The organism is Loktanella sp. Alg231-35 (assembly GCF_900143545.1).
In the GTDB taxonomy this organism is placed as follows: Bacteria; Pseudomonadota; Alphaproteobacteria; order Rhodobacterales; family Rhodobacteraceae; genus Yoonia.
The window spans coordinates 445,339-465,145 of record NZ_FREV01000003.1; the positions used below are offsets into that span (position 1 = coordinate 445,339).

Below are 19,807 nucleotides of genomic sequence, written 5' to 3' on the forward strand. Positions count from 1 at the left end.
GCCGCTTCGCCGGTGGGTCTCTTTTTATGTCAGCAGATCGTCAATGACATCGCTGCTGATCGACTTTTGCAAAGCCGCGAAACTGCCCACACCCAACATTTCTGTTGCCGCATCATGCATTGCCCGATGGGTGACGCGCGCCAGCGATGACCCCAGCGAAAGGCGAGCCACACCGATTTTTGCAAAAGCGGCATGTGTTTGCTTTGTAAATGACCCTGCAACAAGCGCGTTCACTGGCACATCAGTCGCCGCGCAAATTCTGGCCAGCGCGTCCATATCCGGGGGCAGGGGCGCATAAAGGCAATCGGCCCCGGCATCGGCAAAGGCACGCAGGCGGCGAATGGCCTCATCCGTGTCATATTGCCCGCAAATGATCCCATCAGCGCGCGCGGTCAGGACAAAATCTTGCGGCAATGCCCGTGCGGCAGCGCTGGCAGCAGCAATGCGTTCAACGGCGTGATCGAACGCATAGGCGGTGTCGTTGGGCAGGGCGATATCTTCGATGCAGATGCCGGCAAGGCCGATCTCGGCGGACAGGCGCACCGTTTCGGCACAGGTATCTGGATCATCACCAAACCCGTTCTCGAAGTCGCCTTGCATCGGGACCGTGACCACCGAAAGCAGCTCTGCGGCATGTGCCAATGCTTCATCACGCGTCAAGGTCCCGCCATCCGGTCTGCCCATGGTGAATGCATGGGCGGCAGATGAAGTTGCCAGCGCTTTGGCCCCCATGGCTTGCATCATCTTGGCCGAGCCGCGATCCCAGACGTTCACCATCAGGCACGGATCACCGCGCAGGTGTAAGGCGCGGAAGGTTTCGCCGATACTGGTCATTTTGCGTCTACCTTTGCGTGGTTTTGCGCGAACCGGACCAGCCGTTTCAGCGCATCTGTGAAAGCCTCATCCGCGACGGTCATCGCCACGCGGATATGACCGGCAGCGGCTTGGCCAAAGCTCTCGCCCGGCATCACTGCAATCAGCTCTGCATCAAGCAGGGCTTCGGCAAAGGCCTCGCCCGACAGGCCCGTGCCGCGGATATCCAGCATCACATACATGGCCCCCTGGGCCGGAACAGGCCGCACGATGTTTTGCCCCTCTAGTACCGCCAGTGCCAACGCGCGGCGACGGCGGAAGGGGGCGGCGACTGTTTCTTCCACGGCCGTCCCTTGGCCAAGGGCAAAAAGGGCGGCATCCTGAATAAAACCGGCCACGCCATAGGTGGTGTTGGTGGCCAGATCGATCAGCCGCGATATCACATCGCTGGGGCCACAAATCCAGCCCACACGACTGCCTGTCATTGCGTGGCTTTTCGACATGGAGCCTACAACCAGCGTGCGATCTGCCATGCCGGGCAGGCTGCGCGGGCTGATGTGTTCGCCGTCCCAGACCTGGGTGTCGTAAACTTCATCCGAGATCAGCCAAAGATCGTTGGCGATGCAGGTCTCGGCAATCGCCGTTAGCGTGGCCATGGAGTAGACCGCACCGGTTGGGTTGTTGGGAGAATTGACCAACAGGGACGTGGCGCCCTTGGCCGCTTGGGCCAATGCAGCGCGCGTCGGCTGGAATGCGGTATCGGGCGATGTCACGATCGCTTTGGGCACTGCACCAACACCGCGTAGGGTGCTGGGGTAAGTGGCGTAATAAGGATCAATGTAAAGGGCGGTGTCGCCGGGATCACAGACCGCTGTGTGGGCTGCGAAAAGTGCCGATTGACCGCCGGGCGTGATCAGGATGTTGTCCAGAGTGGTTGGCACACCTGTGCGCGTCGCAATCCGATCCGCCACAGTGCGTCGCAACGCATCAATACCGGGCACCATCGCATATCCGGTATGGCCCCCAGTGGCAGAGGCATGCATCGCCCTGAGAATGTCCTCAGAGGTGCCGATGTCATGCTCGCCGATGCTCAGCTCGGTGACCGGCACGCCCTCGGCGACCATGCGCCGGGCGCGATAAAAAACCCCCCAGCCGTCAGAGCCGCCGCCGTTAATATCTGTGATGCGCTGCGAAAGTTTCATGAGGCTAGGGGAACGGTCTCTGCGAACCGAAGTCAAGATGTGATAGCATGCAGATTACGCGGGCCGGGGCCTTCTTTGCCTTTGATGTCGGCCGGATTGTACAGCGCGCAGGTCTCAAGGCTCAGACAGCCACAGCCGATGCAGCCGTCCAGCTTTTCGCGCAACTCTTCCAGTCCTGCGATTCTGGCGTCGATATTCGTACGGAATTTCTTACTGATGCGCGCCCAATCTGCCTTTGAGGGGGCCTTGTGATCAGGCAGGCCGCGCAGATGTGGGGCAATTTCGGACAGGCTGAACCCAAGTTTCTGTGCGGCCATCACAAAGGACAACCGCCGGATGTCTGCGCGCCCATAACGGCGGTGCCCGCCTTTGTTGCGCAGGGGTTTAACGATATCATGGGTTTCATAAAACCGGATGGCAGAGACGGCCAAACCCGTGCGCGATGCCAAATCCCCGATGGTTAATCCGTCGGTCATGAAGAAACTCCTTGATCTCAAGTTAACTTGAGAAATTACAACAGATTCGACGAAACATGAACAGAGGAGAAAAGACATGGTCACACAGAGCACCAAAAGATACTGCGCCGACCCCCAGACGATTGCCGCGATGAAGCGTGACGGGCTTGGCTGGGGCCATGATCTTGAGTGCGGCAGTTTCTATCAGGATGCCGCCGCTCCCAAGCAAAAGGGCTTTGCCCGCTTCATCACATCATTCAAAAGGAAATCATAACAATGGCACAACTCGAACATGTCAATATCACCGTATCCGATCCCAAAAGGACGGCGGCCATGCTGTCAGACCTTTTTGGCTGGCATACCAGATGGGAAGGGCAGGCGATGGCGGGGCTTGGCTACACGGTGCATGTGGGCACCGCCGACAGCTACATTGCTGTCTATTCAGGCTCTGATCCCGCGCAGACCGTGCCCAAGGCCGATGCCAGCTATCAGACGCGCGGCGGGCTTAATCATATTGGGGTTGTCGTGGATGACCTTGATGCGGTTGAGGCCAAGGTGAAAGCGCTGGGGTTTGAGGCGCACAGCCATGCCGACTATGAACCGGGTCGCCGGTTCTATTTTCACGATGCTGATGGTGTTGAAATTGAGGTGGTCAGTTACGACTAAGCCTCTGAAATTGCGGCGCGTGTTTTCTTTGGCAGCCCTTTGTAAATGATGTCGTAGGACACAGCAATCCGGTGGCGCAGCTCGTCTGCGTCACTGTCAAACGCCACCAGAATCCAGCTTTTGTGAAAATAGGGGGCCTTGGTCCCGGCGCCTGCATCAATCAACATCTGCGCGGTCTCAACACTGTCCGTCTTGACGCAAACCCCGTCAATCCGGTCGCCAAAACAGGCAAACATCTTGCCGCCGACCTTCCAGCTATCCAACTCGGTCGTGGGATCAGAGGCCATGGCACCGGCATGTGTGGCACAAAGAGTGTTAACGAGGGCGCGGGACATATTGTTAGGATGGCGGATGCGGCAAGATCTGGCAAGATGGCAGCGCGCTTTGCGTTCAGCACAAACATCGACACCGGCGTTGGTCCATCCAAACCTGAGAACTTTCCAAATGACCGACCGATGCTTGTCAGCTTCCGGTCCCTTGGGGCAAACGTGCCTAAGGTCTGATGTGATTGCCGATTTTATGCGCCGTGCCGCTGGACGTACTCACCCTTGGTCTGCTATGCCTCCCCCATGAAGAGCATATGTATCATTAGCTGCTGCATTATTATCTGCTGACATCTGTCGCGGGTTGCTCTTTCACGTTTCAAAACAAAACTGAACTTGGTAAGCCCGCGGCGTAACCCTGCGCGAGGCATTATGACGACTATCCGGCTGAACAATACAAAGACCCGCAAACGCGAGGATTTTGTGCCTATCGACCCTGAAAATGTACGTTTGTACCTCTGCGGGCCGACCGTCTATGACCGTGCGCATCTGGGCAATTCACGCAATGTGTTGCTGTTTGACGTCCTGTTTCGGTTGCTGAAAGAGGTCTATGGCGCGGATCACGTGACCTATGTGCGCAATTTCACCGACGTGGATGACAAGATCAATGCCCGCGCCGCTGAGACGGGCCGCGAGATTGGTGACGTCACCGCCGAGACGATTGGCTGGTATCACGATGATATGGATGCGCTTGGGGCGCAGCGCCCGACGCATGAACCGCGCGCGACTGATCATATCCCGCATATGATTGCGATGATTGAAGACTTGATTGCCAAGGGCCATGCCTACGCCGCCGACGGTCATGCGCTGTTCGCCGTTGATAGTTATGCTGAATACGGTGCGCTGTCCGGTCGGTCCATTGATGACATGATCGCGGGCGCGCGCGTCGAGGTCGCCCCCTACAAGCGCAATCCGATGGATTTTGTGTTGTGGAAGCCTTCGGATGATGGGGTGCCAGGCTGGGACAGCCCTTGGGGTTATGGTCGCCCCGGTTGGCACATCGAATGCTCGGCCATGTCGCTGGAGCTGTTGGGTGAAAGTTTTGACATCCACGGCGGCGGCAATGACCTGCAATTTCCGCATCATGAGAACGAGATCGCCCAATCGGCCTGCGCTCATCCGCATGGCGAATTTGCGCGCTATTGGGTGCATAATGAAATGCTCCAGGTTGAAGGCAAGAAGATGTCCAAATCGCTGGGCAATTTCTTTACGGTCCGTGACCTGCTGGATCAAGGCGTACCCGGCGAGGTGATCCGCCTTGTGATGTTGGGTACGCACTACAGCAAGACCATGGATTGGACCGAAACCCGCAAGGTCGAAGCCGAAGGCACCCTGCGCAAGTGGTACGGTATCCTGCATGGACATGGCTTTGGCCCTGATCTGATTGCGGCATTGAAGGCGGACGGCAAGTGGCAGGCGGACGCTGAATTCCTTGGCGTTTTGGCCAACGACCTGAATACGTCCGGTGCCTTGTCGCGCCTGCATGTTCTGTCGAAAGGGAAAACACCTGTTGCACTGGCAGGGTTTGCCCATGGGTTGGCTATGATGGGTCTTGTCAATGACTGGGCCGCCATCCCGCAGTTTGACGGTGGCGAAGCCGGGGCCGGTGTGGCCACTGCGGTTGCTGAACGCGTTGACGCGTTGCTGGCGGATCGCGCCGCCGCACGGGGGGCCAAAGATTGGGCGCGCGCCGATGAGGTGCGCGATATCCTCAATGCCGCGGGCGTACAGGTCACTGATGTGGGCGGGCAGGCGACCTGGGCACCGGGGCCGGATTTTGACGCCGCCAAGCTGGAGGGGCTGTGATGGCAAACTTTCGAGGAAAGTTTGGGTTCAAAGTCTCGATGAGACTTTGTCGTGTGGTGCGCGCTGATGACTAAAGAGCGTCTGTACCTCTTTGACACCACGCTGCGCGATGGGGCGCAGACCCAAGGCGTTCAATTCTCAGCCGATGAAAAGCACCAGATCGCCGCGGTGCTAGATGATCTGGGTTTGGATTACATCGAAGGGGGTTGGCCCGGTGCCAACCCCACTGACACAGCATTTTTTGCCAAACCGCCCAAGACCCGCGCGACCTTTACCGCCTTTGGCATGACCAAACGCGCAGGCCGCTCTGCGGAAAACGACGATGTGCTTTCGGCGGTGATGAATGCAGGCACATCTGCTGTTTGTCTGGTGGGCAAGGCGCATGATTTCCATGTGACGACCGCACTTGGCATCTCACTTGACGAAAACACCGAAAACCTGCGCGCCAGTTTCGCCCATATCAAGGCGCAGGGGCGCGAAGGGCTCTTTGATGCCGAGCATTTCTTTGACGGCTATAAGGCGAACCCGGACTATGCATTGAAGGCTATTCATGCGGCCTATGATGCCGGCGCGCGCTGGATTGTCCTGTGCGACACCAACGGCGGCGTGCTGCCGCATGAAGTGTCCGAGATTGTCACGGCCGTGATTGCCAGCGGCATTCCGGGCGATCATCTGGCGATCCACACGCATAATGACACAGAAAATGCCGTGGCGAACACGCTGGCCGCAGTGCTCGCAGGCGCGCGGCAGGTGCAAGGCACCTTGAACGGCTTGGGCGAGCGCTGCGGGAATGCCAATCTGACCACACTTATCCCAACACTGCTGCTGAAAGAACCATACGCCAGCATGTTTGAGACGAGCGTGACGCCAGAGGCGCTGAGGGGGCTGCGGCGTGCGTCGCGTTTGTTGGATGATATCCTTAACCGGGTGCCAGCAAAACAAGCGCCTTATGTTGGGGCTTCGGCCTTTGCCCATAAATCGGGGCTGCACGCCAGTGCGATTGCCAAAGACCCAAGCACCTACGAACACATCGATCCGGCGTCCGTCGGCAACAGCCGCATCGTACCCATGTCCAATCAAGCAGGTCAGTCCAACCTGCGCGCGCGCCTGCTGGATGCGGGGTTAGAGGTGGCGGCGGATGACCCGGCCTTGCCTCGCATTGTCGAACGGATCAAGGAACGCGAGGCGCAGGGCTATGCCTATGACACCGCACAGGCCAGTTTCGAACTGCTTGCCCGCGAGGAACTAGGCACGCTACCACAGTTCTTTGAGGTCAAGCGCTACCGGGTGACAGTGGAGAGGCGCAAGAATAAGCGCAATCAGATGGTCTCAATCTCGGAGGCTGTTGTGGTCACCAAGGTTGGCAGTAAAAAGATGCTGAACGTCAGCGAAAGCCAAGGGCCGGACGGATCCGACCAAGGGCCAGTGAACGCGCTTAGCCGGGCGTTGGCCAAGGATTTGGGGCCGTATCAGACGATCATTGATGATATGCAGCTGGTCGATTTCAAGGTGCGTATCACCAATGGCGGCACCGAGGCCGTGACGCGGGTAATCATCGACTGCGAAGATGGGCAGGGGCGCAGTTGGTCGACCGTGGGTGTGAGCGCCAACATTGTGGATGCGTCGTTTGATGCGCTGATCGATGCGATCAACTGGAAACTGATCCGTGACGGGGCACAGGCCAGCACATGAGCTTTGAGGCCTGCGCTGCCTTGGTCGAACGCGCCGACCCGCTGCGCTTTCGCGCGTCGATGGCGGCACCCGTAGCTGCGCGCCAAATTCTGTTCCCGCTTTATGCCTTCAACGTTGAAGTCGCCCGCGCCCCTTGGGTGACCGAAGAGGCGATGATCGCAGAAATGCGCTTGCAATGGTGGCGCGACGCGCTGGAAGAGATTGCGGAAGGCAAGACAGTGCGCAAGCACGAGGTTGTCGATGCGCTTGCGGGTGTTTTGGATGCCGATGGGGCACGATGTCTGGATGGGCTGATCGCCGCGCGGCGGTGGGATGTCTACAAAGACGCCTTCGAGGATCAAGGGCATTTTGAGGAATACATTGATGCCACCTCAGGTCACCTGATGTGGACGGCGGCACGCCTACTAGGTGACGCAAAAGAAACAGTCGTCCGCGATTTCGCCTATGCGGTGGGCATTGCAAATATGTTTCAGGCGATCCCGGCGCTTGAAGCGCAGGGGCGCAAACCTTTGGTGGCGGGATCGCCTGAGGCGGTGAAGACCTTGGCTGAAGACGCACTAGCGCGGCTGGACCGCTCGAAGATGAACCGTCACAGCGTTTCAAATGGATCGGGCGCTGCATTGATCGCCGGATATCATGCGCGGCCTGTCCTACAAGCTGTGATCAAGGCGCCCGGTCTGGTGGCACAGGACGCCCTGAACCCCAACCCAGCGCGCGACAGCCTGCGCTTTGCCAATGTTAACCTGCGCGGCTGGTGGCGGTAGTCCGAAAAATTTTCTGGCTAAAATTTTCCGGGCTCCAAAGATTTTTCGACGAAAAATCTTTGCGCAGGTTCAGGTCGCCACTTTCGGTTGACGGATCAGCCAGACCAGCGACCCACCGGCCAGCACAAGGAAGGGGATCATTGCAAAGTTGACGGCATTCCAGCCTTCAACAGGTGTCCCGCCTGAGCAATTCATCAACCCGCCTGAGGCCAATGATGCGATTGTCACCATACCAAAGACGATCATGTCGTTCAGACCTTGAACCGCGCCGCGCTCTTCGGGTTTATGCGCACCGGCCAGCATCGTGGTGGCCCCAATGAAGCCAAAGTTCCAGCCAAAGCCCAAAAGCACAAGCGCCACAAAGAAGTTGCCCAGCGTCACACCAGAAAGTGCCACGATCCCGGCCGCCGTCAGGATCAACAGCCCGACCCCGATGATCCGCTCAACCCCAAATCGGGCGATCAGATGACCGGTGACAAAGGACGGTGCAAACATCGCCAGCACATGGGCCGAGACGATGTCGTTGGCGTTGTTCGTTGTGAAACCGCATCCGACAACAGCCAAAGGCGTTGATGTCATCACCAGGTTCATTAGCGAATACGACACCATGGCGCAGATTACGGCGACAAGGATGCGTGGTTCACGCAATAGTTCCAATTTGGTCCGGCTTGCATTGGGCGTTGTTGATGGTTCAGACTTGCTGCCTTTGGGTAGGTCGAGCCAGAGGAAAAGCATCATGCCAACGAGGTTGAGAATGATAATGGCCAGATAGGTGCCCAAAAACGGGATCACAAAGGCTTCGGCCACCAGCTTGTTCAGTTGCGGCCCGACAATGGCGGATAGCAACCCCCCGGCCATGACGTAGGAAATGGCCTTGGGTCGAAACGCATCTGACGCGGTGTCGGTGGCGGCAAAGCGGTAAAAACCCTGCGCCGACATATAGATACCTGTCAGGTAGGAACCCATCAGAAGGATGGCGAAGGAACTGGTATAAAGCCCGTAGGCTGAAACTGCGGCCCCAACAGCCCCTGCAAACGCCCCCAGAAAGAAGCCGAATTGTCGGCCGTTACGCTGCATCAGCGGGCTCAGCCAGGGGGCCGTGGTCATTGACCCAAAAACGATGAAGGAAATCGGCAGGGTGGCCAGACAAGGGTTGGAGGCCAGCTGTCCTCCGGCCAAACCGCCGACCACGAAAATCATCGGCAGCTGCGCGCCCAGGATCGCCTGGGCCAGTACCAGAACAGTTACATTGCGCCGGGCGCGGGTGTCATCAACATCTGTCATAACCGTATCGGTATGCCTGTCGCCGGTCGCTGACAAGTGTCAAGCAACATCAATGATATGGGCAAAACTGCCGCTGACGTGATCCGCGATCAGACCCATAGGCGCGAGGCGCTGTCCTTCGGCGTCACTGGCTGCAAAAAGCGGCTCGCCTGCGGTGCGTATCGTGCTGGCATAGTGGAACTCATGACCTTTCCATTTTCCTGCCAGCGGGCCTTTTGCGGCTTGCAGATCGCGATAGCCGAGATGGCGTTTGCGTGCGGCAAAGGACGTCTCAAGCCTGAGCAATCCAGCCATCTGGTGGGCGATGCCATCGGCATCAATCAGGACGTCGCCCAAGGTCATATAGCCTCCGCATTCCCCATAGATCGTGGCCCTGCTGCGCCGTAGGCTGTCAAGAAAAGCCGCGTTAGCCGCCAAACGCCCGGCGTGCAATTCGGGATATCCGCCGGGCAGATAGATGAAATCGGCATCTGGGGCAGGGTCATTGGCCAGTGGCGAGAAGAATGACAGCTCTGCCCCGGCGGTGCGCCAATCGTCCAGCAGATGCGGGTAGTGAAACGCAAAGGCTGCGTCATTGGCGATGGCAATGCGTTGCCCCGGTGGTGGCATGCCGCGTATAGCGCCGGATGATTGAAGCGGCTGCAAGAGCGTTTCAATAGCCGTCAAATCGCAATGCGTTTCTACCAGATCAGCGGCTTGATCCAGAAACACCTCCAGATCAGCGCGTTCCTGCGCCTGCACCAACCCTAGATGCCGTGATGGCTGGCTAAGGTTGCTGCTGCGGGGCAGCGCGCCGAGCACGACGACATTCCGTAAGGCGCGCCGCAACATCGCCTCATGCCGGGCAGAGCCCACGTTGTTCAGGATTACGCCTGCGATATTGACGCTTGCATCGAACCCCGCAAAACCTTGCACCAGCGGCGCGACCGAGCCTGACATCCGACCTGCATCAACAACGAGAATGACGGGCACGTCCAGAATGCGCGCCAGATCTGCCGCCGCCCCTTTGCCGTCAGGCGGCGCGCCATCAAAAAGGCCCATCGCCCCTTCGATGATCAGCGGGGTTTGTCCTGCGGCCAGTGCCTTGATCCGGTCCGGCGGCATCGCCCATGCATCAAGGTTGGGACAGGGCTGCCCGCAGGCGGCCTCATGAAAGCATGGGTCAATATAGTCCGGCCCTGATTTGGCGGCCCTGACGGGCGCGTCGCGCCTCGTCAGTGCGCGGAGCAGGCCTAGGGTGACAGTCGTTTTGCCGCTGCCTGAACTGGGGGCTGCGATCAGGACACTCATGGCTGATTGATGCTTGGAGATGCCTGTGGCAGGCGTTTCAGGTCCACGAGGGGAGGCAAAGGATCAGGCCGATTCCGCAGGACGCCCACGGCCCAGCGGGTCGAGGTTACGCGGGGGGTCTCCGGCTGCCATGCCCTGCCAGTCAAGGACCTGCCGCATCAGAACCGATTGCCCAACACAGATGATGGCGGGCGGGGTAAGCCCCGCTTGGGCGATATCGTCGACGATGGTGCCAAGGGTTGTTTCAAGAACCTTTTGATCTGCGGTTGTGGCGGTGGTGACCACCGCGACCGGCTCGGACATGCTGCGGCCTGCGTCAATCAGTGATTGGCTGATTTGGGCGATATGCTTCATGCCCATATAGATCACCAGCACTTGACTGCCTTTGGATATGCTGACCCAATCCAGCGAGCTGGGGGTGTCGCCTGATTGGTCGTGACCCGTCACGAAGGTGACAGATTGGTTCACATCGCGGTGGGTGACAGGGATGCCCGCATAGGCCAAGCCGCCGATCCCGGCAGAGATGCCGGGAATAATGCGCACCGGCACGTTATGCTGCACCAATGTCTGTGCTTCTTCACCGCCCCGCCCGAAAACAAAGGGATCACCGCCCTTTAGCCGCAGCACACGTTTTCCCGCACGCGCCAGCTCAACCAACCGCAACGAGATATCGCGCTGTTTTGCCGAAGGTTTGCCGCCGCGTTTGCCTGCATAGATATGTTCGGCCTGCGGCGCCCATTCCAGGATCGCCTCTTGCACCAACGCGTCATAGATCACCACATCCGCCTGCCGCAGTGCATTGACCGCATGCAAGGTCAAAAGCCCCGGATCGCCGGGGCCTGCGCCGCAAAGCCAGACCCAGCCGGGTTCTAAAACAGGCCAGCTATGGGCGGGAAGGGGAATGGTATTTGTCATGGCTCCATTATGGCTATGATCGCCTGCCTTGGAAAGGTGGCAAACGACGCAGGATTGCCCGTTGCCGTCATGGTTCAGCCTGCCTATCGTCGCGGCAAGATGACAGATGCAGAAACGACAGAATTGCGCCGGGGCTGGACCACTGGCGCCTGTGCTACCGCCGCAACCAAAGCCGCCTTGCAGCGGCTTTGGGGTGGTGCGTTTGCCCGTGATGTGGGGATCACTTTGCCCAAGGGTGAAACACCTGTGTTTCCGCTGGCTTTGGCAGAAGCGGGCGATGGTTGGGCACGTGTTGGCATCACCAAGGACGCGGGCGACGATCCTGACGTCACCCATGGCGCCATGATTGTGGTCGAGGTGTGCGCCTCTGACGGCGGTATCAGGTTTGCAGCGGGCGAGGGCGTGGGTGTTGTCACCAAACCGGGGTTGCCGATTGCGGTGGGTGAACCTGCGATCAACCCGGTGCCGCGCCAGATGATGCAAGCGGTTGTCGCAGAATTGAGCGCTGCACATGGTGTGGCGCCCGATGTGATCATCAAAGTGTCGATCCCCGGTGGTGAGGCGCTGGCCCAAAAGACATGGAACCCGCGCTTGGGGATCACCGGTGGGCTGTCGATTCTTGGGACAACTGGCGTAGTGCGCCCCTTTAGCTGTGCCGCCTGGATTGCCTCGATCCATCGCGGAATTGATGTGGCCCGTGCCGATGGGCAGACCCATGTGGCAGGTTGCACCGGGGCCACGTCTGAAAAAACCGTGCAGGGGCTTTATGCGCTGCCGGATCATGCGATGTTGGACATGGGCGATTTTGCGGGCGGGATGCTCAAATACCTTGGCAAACACCCGATTGCGCGTGTCACCATCGGTGGCGGGATCGGCAAGATCACCAAGCTGGCGCAAGGGGCGGTGGACCTGCATTCGGGACGCTCGCAGGTAGATTTTGCGGCTCTGGCCGCGCTGGCAGATCTGCCCGCGGTGGCACAGGCCAATACCGCACTTGAGGCCTATGGCATGGGCGGTCCCGCCTTGGCTGATGCCGTTGCAAAGGCGGCTTTGCATCAGGTGAACGCCCGGTTCGGGGGGGCAGGCATCGCCTATGACATCGTCATCATTGACCGCGCGGGCACAATCATCGCAAGGGCAGGCGTATGACGTTGTTGATTTTGGGCGGCTCCGGCGAAGGACGCCGGATTGCATCTGCCTTGCAAGGGCAGGACGCCATCATCTCGCTTGCCGGGGCCACCCGCGCGCCCGAGGCGCAGTCATTGCCCACGCGGATTGGCGGCTTTGGTGGAGCGGATGGGTTCAAGGCCTATCTGGCAGAGGCAGGAATCACGGCTGTGCTGGACGCCACCCATCCGTTTGCGCAACAGATTACGGCGCGCACGGCGACTATCTGCCATCAGGTGGGTCTGCCCTATTTACAATTCCTGCGCCCGGCATGGCAGCCCGTTGAAGGCGATCAATGGACCGAGATTGCGGATGAAACAGAAGCCGCAGCGCATATCCCCTTGGGCGCGACGGTGTTTCTGGGCACCGGACGGCAAACCTTGCCAGGTTTCGCAAATCTCGCGGGGCGCGAGGTAATTTGCCGCCAGATTGACCCACCCGACGGGCCATTCCCCTTTGCCAATGGGCGGTTTTTGGTGGGACGCCCGCCATTTTCTGTTGCCGATGAAGTGGCGTTGTTCTCGAAACTGGGCGTTGACTGGCTGGTTATCAAAAACGCAGGCGGTGCTGCAAGCGGGACCAAGCTGACAGCGGCGCGACAATTGGGGATACCGGTCCTGATGATCGCGCGCCCCCCCAAAGGTTGCTGGCCGATGGTGGACAGCATCGACGCGGCACTGCAATGGGTTGCTGACCTGTGAAAGAGCGGGTCATCAAAGGCGACGCCTGCGTGCGCGAAGGGGCGGTGTGGCTATGCAAGGCCGAGCCACGCTTTGCCGCTGTCATGCAGGTCCTGCCTCCGCTGCCGCTGCGGCTGAAACCCGAAGGGTTTGCCGAATTGCTTAGCGCAATTGTCAGCCAGCAAGTCAGCGTTGCTTCGGCCAATGCGATCTGGGGCAAACTGCAGGCGGAGGGCATGACGTCCGCGCAAGCGGTGTCGGAAGTGGATGAGGCGGCATTGCGCGATCTGGGGCTTAGCCGCCAAAAGGCGCGCTATGCCGTCGCACTGGCCTCTGCGGGCATCGACTATGATGCGCTGCGAGAGATGCCCGGGACCCAAGCGATCAAAACGCTAACGGCGGTGCCGGGGATCGGCGCTTGGACGGCAGAGATTTACACGATGTTTTCACTGGGACGGGCAGATGTCTTTGCGCCCGGCGATCTGGCATTGCAGGAAGCGGCCAAAGTGATCTTTGAATTGCCCGAACGACCCAAGGAAAAGGACCTGCGGGTGATGGCCACGCAATGGACGCCATGGCGATCGGTTGCAGCGCGGATCATGTGGGCCTACTACAAGCATCACAAACAGCGAGAAGGCATCAGATGACACGGGCATTGGAAGCACAGCGGCGCGAGCCGCTCTCAGGCGAGACACGCTCTTGCGTCATATTCCTGCATGGGTACGGGGCCAATGCTGCCGATCTGATGGGTCTGGCGGACCCATTGGCCGAACATCTGCCAGATACGCTTTTTATTGCACCTGATGCGCCAGAGGCCTGCGCCGGTGCGCCGATGGGCTTTCAGTGGTTCCCCATCCCCTGGATTGATGGATCAAGCGAGGAAGAAAGCCGCGCCGGTCTGGATCGCGCTGCTGCTGATCTGGATGCGTTCCTTGACGGGGTCATGGTGGATGAAGACCTGCTGCCAGAACAGGTGATGGTACTGGGCTTTTCGCAGGGCACGATGATGGCGCTGCACGTTATCCCACGCCGCGAGGATCCGATTGCGGGGATCACGGCGTTTTCCGGGCGCCTGCTTGAGCCTGAGTTGTTGGCGGACGCCGCGCTCAGCCGCCCGCCGGTCTTGCTGATCCATGGCGATCAGGATGATGTTGTGCCGCCGCAATCCCTGCCGCAAGCGGTTGATGCATTGCAGGAGGCAGGCTGGAAAGAGGTTTACGCCCACGTCATGAAAGGCACGGGCCACGGCATCGCACCTGATGGGCTTTCCGTAGCGTTAGCTTTCATGCGCGACCGCTTGGGGTTGAGTTGACGCGCGATTGCGTTAAACAAATGCCTACCTTTGTTAGCGAAGCTGGGTAGGGGCATCGCACAAACTGTAAGTACAATTTCAATGGTCCATAGTCCGATTGTCTCACTTCTGGGGCCGCGCAACCGTGTGGGTTGGGCGGTGCGCTATGTTATCCTTGCACTTGGTGTGGTGGGGACTGTCTTTGCGCATGATGTGCTGCACGATCACGCCTTTCACGGCAATTGGCCGGACTATGTAGGGGCGATGGTGATGATCGGACTGCCGCTTTATGCGGTGGCAACAGGGATCATGGCCGATATGGGGCGCTTGCGCCGTCAATTGCTTGCGGCGGCGGAAATCGACCCAATGACAGGACTGTTGCAACGGCAGGGGTTCATCAAGGCCGTGAACCGGCGTTTGTCGCAAACCGGCGTCTTGCTAATGCTGGATATCGACCGGCTGGGCGAAGTGAATGCCAAACATGACCACCACGCAGGTGACCTTTGCCTGATGGCGTTGGCGATCCGCCTGCGGGACGTGACCCGCGAGACCGATATCGTCGGGCGCATCGATGGCGCGAAAATCGCCGTCTACCTGCCCGGTGCGCCCAGAGAATCAGGGTATGACACCGCCGTCCATCTGGCTGACAGCATTCAGATCCATGCAGGCCACGTACGATTTGATGTGACAGTTTCTGCGGGTATGGTGGTGGCCGACGGGCAAACGCCGCTGGCGCATCTGCTAAAACGGGCCGAGGCTGCGATGCTGCGGGCCAAGGCACGCGGGCCAGCACAGGTTCAGGTGTCAGAGGTGCAGCTGGCTGCCTGATGGCGCAACCCCGGATTTGACCACATAATCTAGGGCTTGTCACAAAACTGACGCCATATATAGTCCATCATTAAGAAGAATGCGGGACTGCCGCTTTGACTGTTCCCGCACTGCCGATTCTGGGGTGTGAGCTATGACGCAGACGGAATTCAGAACTGACTTTGTGCGCGCGCCCGGCGCGCTCAAACACTTTCCTGCTTTGGTTTTGAATGCAGATTATCGCCCCTTGTCTTACTACCCGCTGTCGCTTTGGCCTTGGCAAGAGGCGATCAAGGCCGCCTGGCTGGATCGGGTCGATATTGTCAGCGAATATGATGAGGTCGCGCGCAGCCCCTCAACAGTGATCAAGATCCCTTCGGTGGTGGTGCTCAAAGACTATGTGAAGCCGCAAAAGCAGGTGGCGTTTACGCGCTTTAACCTGTTTCTGCGCGATGAGTTTAGTTGCCAGTACTGCGGCGCAATGGGTGATCTGACCTTTGACCACGTTGTGCCGCGGGCCAGTGGTGGAATCACCAGTTGGGAAAACGTTGTGGCGGCGTGTTCGCCGTGCAATCTGCGCAAAGGATCGCGATCCTTGCGGCAGTCCGGCATGAGCCTTGGTAAACCGCCGCGCAGACCCGTTGCAGGGCAGTTGCACAACGCCGGTCGCAAGTTTCCACCGAACCATCTGCATGAAAGTTGGGTGGATTTTCTCTATTGGGATGCAGAACTCGAAGCTTAGGTCGATCAGGTGCTAGACTTGTTCGCGGCTGCGCGGTAGGAAGCCCACGTTAGCGCTAACGCTTATCCATAGGGGAGTATGCTTATGGTCTCTCGCGTCATTCCGGTCGAGAAATTTGATCTTGTTATTTTTGGCGGCACAGGTGATCTGGCCCGCCGCAAAATCCTGCCGGGTTTGTTCCGTCGCTTCCTGTCGGGGCAGATGCCTGCGGGATCGCGGATCATCGGTGCGGCTCGTTCGGATTTGGACAGTGCAGGTTATCGCAAGATGATCGCTGACGCCGTCGCTGAGTTTGGCGGCAATGAATCAAGCAATACCAAAAGCTTGCAGTCCTTTCTTCAACAACTCGAATACGTCGCGATTGACGCCAAGGGCGAAGGCGGCTGGGCCGCGCTCAAAGCACTTGTGCGTCAGGATGTTGTGCAGGCGTTTTACTTCTCTGTTGCGCCATCGCTTTTTGGCGATCTGGCAGAGCGGCTGCATACAAATGGTATTGCGAATGAAAACAGTCGCATCGTGGTGGAAAAACCCTTTGGTCGTGACCTTGAAAGTGCGCAGGCGCTGAATGAAACCCTCGCGGCACATTTCCGCGAGCGACAGATTTACCGGATTGACCATTATCTGGGCAAAGAAACCGTGCAAAACCTGATGGCGGTCCGCTTTGGTAATATGCTGTTCGAGCCGCTTTGGAACAATCACTACGTCGATCATATCCAGATCACTGTGGCCGAAACGGTTGGTGTTGGCGGGCGCGGGGCGTATTACGACAAATCAGGTGCGATGCGCGATATGGTGCAGAACCACCTGATGCAGCTGTTGTGTCTGATTGCCATGGAACCGCCCGGCCAGTTTGAGGCAGATGCGGTGCGTGACGAAAAGCTCAAGGTCATTCGCGCTTTGCAGCCGATTGATCACCACCACATTGTGCGCGGTCAGTACGATGCCAGCCCTGACGGGCCAAGCTACCGTGAAGATGCTGAAAACCCACGCAGTTTTACCGAAAGTTTCATCGCGATGCGCTGCCATATTGCCAATTGGCGGTGGGCGGGTGTGCCGTTTTACATGCGCACAGGCAAGCGGATGAAGGCGCGGTCGTCCGAGATTACGGTGGTTTTCAAAGATCTCGGCCATACGATTTTTGAAGGTGATGAGGCACGGCATCGCAATATCCTGTCGATCCGGCTGCAACCCAACGAAGGCATGGATTTGCAGGTGACAATCAAGGAACCGGGGCCTGGGGGCATGCGCCTGATCGATGTGCCGCTTGACATGACCTTTGCCGACGCCTTGGGTGACAATGTCGAAGACGTCGCTGACGCCTATGAGCGCCTGATCATGGATGTGATCCGGGGCAATCAGACGCTGTTCATGCGCGGCGACGAAGTCGAGGCCGCATGGCGTTGGACCGACCCGCTGATCGAAGGATGGGAGGCGCGCAATGATGTACCTAAGGTCTATGATGCGGGCTCTGCCGGGCCGGAAGATGCGCTGATGCTGATGCACCGTGATGGTCGTAAGTGGCGCGATATCAAAGCCTGAACTGCTGCGCAGAATCTGTTTACAATCTGTGCATACACCTGCCGTACCAAAGGGGGACGAAGTGATGAAACTGGTCGAATATCCCGACGCGGAAATGATGATGATGGATCTGGCCGACACATTGGCCAGTGAGCTTAAGAATTGCCTGCTGATGCATGAACATGCATCTTTTGCGGTGCCCGGCGGCACAACGCCGGGGCCAATTTTCGACAGCCTCTGCGGTGTCGATCTGGATTGGGGCCGCGTGCATGTGATGCTGACCGACGAACGCTGGGTCCCGGAAACATCGGACCGGTCCAACACCAAACTGCTGCGCGAGCGGCTGTTGGTGAACCACGCCGCTGCCGCGAAATACATACCGCTTTATGCAGAGGCTGACACACCGGAAGAAAAGTTGCCGGAACTGGCGGCGGCGCTGACGCCCGAACTGCCGATCTCCGTTATGCTGTTGGGGATGGGCACGGATATGCACACTGCATCAATCTTTCCCGGTGCCGACCAATTGGAAAAGGCCTTGCTCGGGGATGATCGGCTGGTGGCGATGCGTGCCCCCGGCGCGCCGGAACCGCGCATTACCCTGTCAGCAAACGTGCTGCGCGCGGCGATGAGCCGTCACTTAGTGATTATTGGTGCGGCAAAACGCGAGGCGCTTGAACGCGCCCGCACCCTTACCCCAGATGAGGCGCCAGTCGCGGCGATCCTCAAAGATACTGTTGTTCATTGGGCAGAAAGCTAAACCATGTGGAATAAACTACGCGCGCATCATGCAAAGGTCGCAGATCGGCGCTTCGAAACCTTGGTTGATGGGCACCGGGCGGCTGATTTCGTGGCTCAGACTGGTGATATGCGCTTTGACTACGCCAAGACCAATATTGATGCCGAAGGGCGCGCGCAACTGATTGATCTGGCTGAGCAGACAGGCGTGGCCGCCAAGCGCGATGCGATGTTCAACGGTGCCGCGATCAATGAAACCGAAGGGCGGGCCGTCTTGCACACTGCATTGCGCAACCTTGATGGCGGTCCGGTGATGGTCGACGGTGCCGATGTGATGCCAGATGTGCTGGACACCCTGGCGCGGATGGAACGTTTTGCCGATGATGTGCGCGAAGGCAGGTTCACGGGGCAGGGTGGCAAGATCACCGATGTTGTGAATATCGGCATCGGCGGCTCGGATCTGGGTCCGGCGATGGCGGTGCAGGCGATGGCACCCTATCATGACGGGCCGCGCTGCCATTTCGTCTCTAACGTGGACCCTGCAGATATTGCCGGCGTACTGCGCAGCTGCGATCCAGCAACGACTTTGGTGATTGTGGCCTCCAAGACCTTTACCACGATTGAGACGATGACAAATGCGCGCACAGCGCAAGCCTGGATGGGCGGAAGCGTCAGCGACACCGGGGCGCAGTTTGCGGCGCTATCTACCGCTGCCGAAAAGACTGCTGATTTTGGCATTGATCCGTCCCGTGTCTTTGGGTTCGAGGATTGGGTCGGCGGCCGCTATTCGATGTGGGGCCCCATTGGCCTGTCGTTGATGATGGCGATCGGGCCGGATGCCTTCCGGGCGTTCCTGCGTGGCGGGCAGGCGATGGACCGTCATTTTCAGGCCGCAGAATGGCAGGACAACTTGCCCGTTATGCTCGCGTTGGTGGGCATCTGGCACAACCAGATTTGTGGCTATGCGACGCGCGCTGTGTTGCCTTATGATAATTGTCTCAATCGTTTACCGGCCTATCTGCAACAACTTGAGATGGAAAGCAACGGCAAGGGCGTCAGTATGGACGGGGCTGATTTGCCTCTCAACAGTGGCCCCGTTGTCTGGGGAGAGCCGGGCACAAACGGGCAGCATGCTTTTTATCAGCTGATCCATCAGGGCACGCGGGTGATCCCGTGTGAATTCCTTGTCGCGGCCCGTGGCCATGAAGACGATTTGCACCACCAGCATCAACTGCTTGTGGCCAATTGTCTGGCACAATCCGAGGCGCTGATGCGCGGCCGCAGCTTGGACGAGGCACGCACAAAGATTGCGGGCAAATTTGACGGGGATGAACTGGAACGGCAGGCCCGTCACCGGGTGTTTAGCGGCAACCGCCCCTCAACCACGCTGGCCTATCCGCAGCTAACCCCAGAGGTCCTTGGCCAGATCATCGCGCTTTATGAACACCGTGTGTTCGTCGAGGGGGTGATCTTGGGTATCAATTCCTATGATCAATGGGGCGTAGAGCTGGGCAAGGAATTGGCCACCGCCTTGCAACCGATTGTCGAAGGCAAACAGGAACTAAGCGGGAAGGATGGCGCAACTGCCGCACTTGTCGGATTTCTGCAAAGCCATGGGGTGTCTTGAGCCGCGCCATTTGCCATAAGCGGGTCAAAC

21 protein-coding genes are annotated in these 19,807 nt (G+C 58.8%); 14 read left to right on the forward strand and 7 right to left on the reverse strand.

Annotated features, from left to right (window positions below; genetic code table 11):
• Positions 1 to 24 precede the first annotated feature (24 nt).
• From DHN10_RS09135 to soxR, 3 genes are read right to left on the reverse strand one after another with little or no spacing between them, the layout of a single operon-like run.
• Positions 25 to 834 (reverse strand): isocitrate lyase/PEP mutase family protein, encoded by an 810-nt coding sequence (locus DHN10_RS09135; RefSeq protein ID WP_108814994.1) that lies wholly within the window; start codon positions 832 to 834, stop codon positions 25 to 27.
• A complete protein-coding gene (locus tag DHN10_RS09140; RefSeq protein WP_108814995.1) occupies positions 831 to 2,015 on the reverse strand; it encodes a pyridoxal phosphate-dependent aminotransferase in 1,185 nt (394 codons plus the stop codon). Before DHN10_RS09140 ends, DHN10_RS09135 begins: the two co-directional genes overlap by 4 nt.
• Positions 2,016 to 2,047: 32 nt before the next feature.
• Positions 2,048 to 2,491, reverse strand: a complete 444-nt coding sequence (soxR, locus tag DHN10_RS09145) for a redox-sensitive transcriptional activator SoxR (RefSeq protein ID WP_108814996.1) — start codon at positions 2,489 to 2,491, stop codon at positions 2,048 to 2,050.
• 76 nt (positions 2,492 to 2,567) lie between these two features.
• Here soxR and DHN10_RS19705 point away from each other — a divergent pair, with 76 nt between their 5' ends.
• Positions 2,568 to 2,744 (forward strand): hypothetical protein, encoded by a 177-nt coding sequence (locus DHN10_RS19705; RefSeq protein WP_159086962.1) that lies wholly within the window; start codon positions 2,568 to 2,570, stop codon positions 2,742 to 2,744.
• A gap of 2 nt (positions 2,745 to 2,746) precedes the next feature.
• Complete coding sequence (locus DHN10_RS09150; protein WP_108814997.1) at positions 2,747 to 3,136, forward strand: VOC family protein; 390 nt, start codon at positions 2,747 to 2,749, stop codon at positions 3,134 to 3,136.
• On the opposite strand, the gene DHN10_RS09155 is transcribed toward DHN10_RS09150, so the two are convergent.
• A complete protein-coding gene (locus DHN10_RS09155) occupies positions 3,133 to 3,471 on the reverse strand; it encodes an MmcQ/YjbR family DNA-binding protein (protein ID WP_108814998.1) in 339 nt (112 codons plus the stop codon). The genes DHN10_RS09150 and DHN10_RS09155 overlap by 4 nt on opposite strands.
• A 360-nt stretch (positions 3,472 to 3,831) precedes the next feature.
• Here DHN10_RS09155 and cysS point away from each other — a divergent pair, with 360 nt between their 5' ends.
• The 3 genes from cysS (at position 3,832) to DHN10_RS09170 (ending at position 7,721) form a co-directional block, all read left to right on the forward strand.
• A complete protein-coding gene (gene cysS, locus DHN10_RS09160; RefSeq protein ID WP_108814999.1) occupies positions 3,832 to 5,265 on the forward strand; it encodes a cysteine--tRNA ligase in 1,434 nt (477 codons plus the stop codon).
• Between the two features lie 66 nt (positions 5,266 to 5,331).
• On the forward strand, positions 5,332 to 6,957 hold the full coding sequence (cimA, locus tag DHN10_RS09165) for a citramalate synthase (RefSeq protein WP_108815000.1): 1,626 nt from the start codon (positions 5,332 to 5,334) through the stop codon (positions 6,955 to 6,957).
• On the forward strand, positions 6,954 to 7,721 hold the full coding sequence (locus tag DHN10_RS09170; RefSeq protein WP_108815001.1) for a squalene/phytoene synthase family protein: 768 nt from the start codon (positions 6,954 to 6,956) through the stop codon (positions 7,719 to 7,721). The genes cimA and DHN10_RS09170 overlap by 4 nt, the downstream gene beginning before the upstream one ends.
• Before the next feature lie 69 nt (positions 7,722 to 7,790).
• On the opposite strand, the gene DHN10_RS09175 is transcribed toward DHN10_RS09170, so the two are convergent.
• The 3 genes from DHN10_RS09175 to cobA form a co-directional block, all read right to left on the reverse strand.
• Positions 7,791 to 9,005, reverse strand: a complete 1,215-nt coding sequence (locus tag DHN10_RS09175; protein WP_108815002.1) for an MFS transporter — start codon at positions 9,003 to 9,005, stop codon at positions 7,791 to 7,793.
• A 39-nt stretch (positions 9,006 to 9,044) separates the two neighbouring features.
• On the reverse strand, positions 9,045 to 10,295 hold the full coding sequence (locus DHN10_RS09180) for a cobyrinate a,c-diamide synthase (RefSeq protein WP_108815003.1): 1,251 nt from the start codon (positions 10,293 to 10,295) through the stop codon (positions 9,045 to 9,047).
• Between the two features lie 63 nt (positions 10,296 to 10,358).
• A complete protein-coding gene (gene cobA, locus DHN10_RS09185) occupies positions 10,359 to 11,210 on the reverse strand; it encodes a uroporphyrinogen-III C-methyltransferase (protein ID WP_108815004.1) in 852 nt (283 codons plus the stop codon).
• Between the two features lie 99 nt (positions 11,211 to 11,309).
• Here cobA and DHN10_RS09190 point away from each other — a divergent pair, with 99 nt between their 5' ends.
• From DHN10_RS09190 to pgi, 9 genes are all read left to right on the forward strand, one after another.
• Positions 11,310 to 12,359, forward strand: a complete 1,050-nt coding sequence (locus DHN10_RS09190; protein ID WP_108815164.1) for a cobalt-precorrin-5B (C(1))-methyltransferase — start codon at positions 11,310 to 11,312, stop codon at positions 12,357 to 12,359.
• Positions 12,356 to 13,078: a cobalt-precorrin-6A reductase gene (locus DHN10_RS09195; RefSeq protein ID WP_108815005.1), complete on the forward strand. Its 723-nt coding sequence runs from the start codon at positions 12,356 to 12,358 to the stop codon at positions 13,076 to 13,078. Before DHN10_RS09190 ends, DHN10_RS09195 begins: the two co-directional genes overlap by 4 nt.
• Entirely contained in the window at positions 13,075 to 13,704 is a 630-nt protein-coding gene (locus DHN10_RS09200) for a DNA-3-methyladenine glycosylase family protein (RefSeq protein ID WP_234417087.1), read from the forward strand. The genes DHN10_RS09195 and DHN10_RS09200 overlap by 4 nt, the downstream gene beginning before the upstream one ends.
• On the forward strand, positions 13,701 to 14,369 hold the full coding sequence (locus DHN10_RS09205) for an alpha/beta hydrolase (protein ID WP_108815006.1): 669 nt from the start codon (positions 13,701 to 13,703) through the stop codon (positions 14,367 to 14,369). Before DHN10_RS09200 ends, DHN10_RS09205 begins: the two co-directional genes overlap by 4 nt.
• Before the next feature lie 81 nt (positions 14,370 to 14,450).
• Positions 14,451 to 15,176, forward strand: coding sequence for a GGDEF domain-containing protein (locus DHN10_RS09210; RefSeq protein WP_108815007.1), 726 nt, complete (start codon positions 14,451 to 14,453; stop codon positions 15,174 to 15,176).
• Between the two features lie 133 nt (positions 15,177 to 15,309).
• Complete coding sequence (locus tag DHN10_RS09215; protein WP_108815008.1) at positions 15,310 to 15,897, forward strand: HNH endonuclease; 588 nt, start codon at positions 15,310 to 15,312, stop codon at positions 15,895 to 15,897.
• Positions 15,898 to 15,981: 84 nt separating this feature from the next.
• A complete protein-coding gene (gene zwf / locus DHN10_RS09220) occupies positions 15,982 to 17,436 on the forward strand; it encodes a glucose-6-phosphate dehydrogenase (protein WP_108815009.1) in 1,455 nt (484 codons plus the stop codon).
• A gap of 64 nt (positions 17,437 to 17,500) precedes the next feature.
• On the forward strand, positions 17,501 to 18,172 hold the full coding sequence (pgl, locus tag DHN10_RS09225) for a 6-phosphogluconolactonase (protein ID WP_108815010.1): 672 nt from the start codon (positions 17,501 to 17,503) through the stop codon (positions 18,170 to 18,172).
• A 3-nt stretch (positions 18,173 to 18,175) separates the two neighbouring features.
• A complete protein-coding gene (gene pgi, locus DHN10_RS09230; RefSeq protein ID WP_108815011.1) occupies positions 18,176 to 19,777 on the forward strand; it encodes a glucose-6-phosphate isomerase in 1,602 nt (533 codons plus the stop codon).
• The last annotated feature ends 30 nt before the right edge of the window (positions 19,778 to 19,807 follow it).

What these genes read in the sequence shown, in the direction of transcription:
- DHN10_RS09135 (WP_108814994.1), bottom strand. Translation starts at nt 834, where the DNA reads ATGACCAGTATCGGCGAAACCTTCCGCGCCTTACACCTGCGCGGTGAT.
- DHN10_RS09140 (WP_108814995.1), bottom strand. Translation starts at nt 2,015, where the DNA reads ATGAAACTTTCGCAGCGCATCACAGATATTAACGGCGGCGGCTCTGAC.
- soxR (WP_108814996.1), bottom strand. Translation starts at nt 2,491, where the DNA reads ATGACCGACGGATTAACCATCGGGGATTTGGCATCGCGCACGGGTTTG.
- DHN10_RS19705 (WP_159086962.1), top strand. Translation starts at nt 2,568, where the DNA reads ATGGTCACACAGAGCACCAAAAGATACTGCGCCGACCCCCAGACGATT.
- DHN10_RS09150 (WP_108814997.1), top strand. Translation starts at nt 2,747, where the DNA reads ATGGCACAACTCGAACATGTCAATATCACCGTATCCGATCCCAAAAGG.
- DHN10_RS09155 (WP_108814998.1), bottom strand. Translation starts at nt 3,471, where the DNA reads ATGTCCCGCGCCCTCGTTAACACTCTTTGTGCCACACATGCCGGTGCC.
- cysS (WP_108814999.1), top strand. Translation starts at nt 3,832, where the DNA reads ATGACGACTATCCGGCTGAACAATACAAAGACCCGCAAACGCGAGGAT.
- cimA (WP_108815000.1), top strand. Translation starts at nt 5,332, where the DNA reads ATGACTAAAGAGCGTCTGTACCTCTTTGACACCACGCTGCGCGATGGG.
- DHN10_RS09170 (WP_108815001.1), top strand. Translation starts at nt 6,954, where the DNA reads ATGAGCTTTGAGGCCTGCGCTGCCTTGGTCGAACGCGCCGACCCGCTG.
- DHN10_RS09175 (WP_108815002.1), bottom strand. Translation starts at nt 9,005, where the DNA reads ATGACAGATGTTGATGACACCCGCGCCCGGCGCAATGTAACTGTTCTG.
- DHN10_RS09180 (WP_108815003.1), bottom strand. Translation starts at nt 10,295, where the DNA reads ATGAGTGTCCTGATCGCAGCCCCCAGTTCAGGCAGCGGCAAAACGACT.
- cobA (WP_108815004.1), bottom strand. Translation starts at nt 11,210, where the DNA reads ATGACAAATACCATTCCCCTTCCCGCCCATAGCTGGCCTGTTTTAGAA.
- DHN10_RS09190 (WP_108815164.1), top strand. Translation starts at nt 11,310, where the DNA reads ATGACAGATGCAGAAACGACAGAATTGCGCCGGGGCTGGACCACTGGC.
- DHN10_RS09195 (WP_108815005.1), top strand. Translation starts at nt 12,356, where the DNA reads ATGACGTTGTTGATTTTGGGCGGCTCCGGCGAAGGACGCCGGATTGCA.
- DHN10_RS09205 (WP_108815006.1), top strand. Translation starts at nt 13,701, where the DNA reads ATGACACGGGCATTGGAAGCACAGCGGCGCGAGCCGCTCTCAGGCGAG.
- DHN10_RS09210 (WP_108815007.1), top strand. Translation starts at nt 14,451, where the DNA reads ATGGTCCATAGTCCGATTGTCTCACTTCTGGGGCCGCGCAACCGTGTG.
- DHN10_RS09215 (WP_108815008.1), top strand. Translation starts at nt 15,310, where the DNA reads ATGACGCAGACGGAATTCAGAACTGACTTTGTGCGCGCGCCCGGCGCG.
- zwf (WP_108815009.1), top strand. Translation starts at nt 15,982, where the DNA reads ATGGTCTCTCGCGTCATTCCGGTCGAGAAATTTGATCTTGTTATTTTT.
- pgl (WP_108815010.1), top strand. Translation starts at nt 17,501, where the DNA reads ATGAAACTGGTCGAATATCCCGACGCGGAAATGATGATGATGGATCTG.
- pgi (WP_108815011.1), top strand. Translation starts at nt 18,176, where the DNA reads ATGTGGAATAAACTACGCGCGCATCATGCAAAGGTCGCAGATCGGCGC.